Annotated in this window: 1 protein-coding gene; it reads left to right on the plus strand. The window is 78.8% G+C overall.

All coding sequences use genetic code 11. The features are described 5' to 3' along the window. Window positions 1–144 precede the first annotated feature (144 nt). Window positions 145–1,008 (plus strand): hypothetical protein (locus ABD308_RS31185; RefSeq protein WP_425554895.1); only part of this gene is annotated, 864 nt, incomplete at its 3' end.

Consider the following 1,008-nt stretch of genomic DNA (forward strand, 5'->3'; position numbering starts at 1 on the left):
TTCGCCGGGGGTGCGGGCCCGCCGTCGTTTCCCGATCGATACCCCCGGTGGGACGAACGGCGGCCGGGTCCGTCGTACGCTCGCCCAATCCGCCCGCGCGCTCCCGCCCAGGGGGCCGCCGCCGTCCGACCGCCGGAGTGTGCCGTGCCCGCCCTTCGCCCCGCCGCCAAGGGGGCGGCCCTGCTGCTGCTCGCCGCCGGCCTGTCCGCGTGCAGCGTGCTGGCCGTGTCCGGCGACCGCACCCCGATCAGCGACCGCCCCACCGTGCGTCCGCCCCGGCAGGTGCTGCTGTCCGCCTCCCAGCGGCTGGACGACGCGGGCGGGGCCCGGGTCCAGGTGGTCCAGGAGGGCCCGGCCGGGCCGCGCAGCGCGGACGGCGCGCTGTCCTGGGGCGCCCGTGACGCGGCCGAGCTGACCGTCACCGACGAGCTGGGCACCGGTCGGCTGCACGGCCAGAACGGCGTGCTGGAGCTGGGCTACCCGGGGGCGGCGCCCAGAACGGCGGAGCGGGGCGCGGTGGAGTCACTGGACCCGCGGGCGCCGGCCGCCGGGACGAGCGGGACGAGCGGGACGAGCGGGGCGGGCGGCTGGGCCGGCGGCTGGATCACCGGCGTGCTGTCCAACCCGGGCGGCCCGGCGCGCGCGATGGCGCTGGCCGGGAAGCTCACCCCGCTCGGCGGCGAGCAACTGGGCGGCGGGACGGTCGCGCACTACCGCGGTACCGCGTCACCGGCGGACTACTTCGGCGCCGACGAGGGGCTGAGCCCCGCCCGGCTGACCGAACTGCTCGGCTACTACGAGCGGAACGGGGTCGGCGCGATCGAGTACGACTTCTGGGTGGCTCCCGGGGACCGGCTGCTGAGGGTGCGCTCCACGGTCCGCGGCACGAACGGCGCGGTGGTGACCACCACGGACGTCACCGAGGGCGCCGAGGCCGCGACCGAGCCGCCGGCCGCGCCCGCCGCCTTCCAGCAGGCCGGCACCCCGCAGCAGACCGCCCACGGCGCG

The organism is Kitasatospora putterlickiae (assembly GCF_039527695.1).
In the GTDB taxonomy this organism is placed as follows: Bacteria; Actinomycetota; Actinomycetes; order Streptomycetales; family Streptomycetaceae; genus Kitasatospora; species Kitasatospora putterlickiae.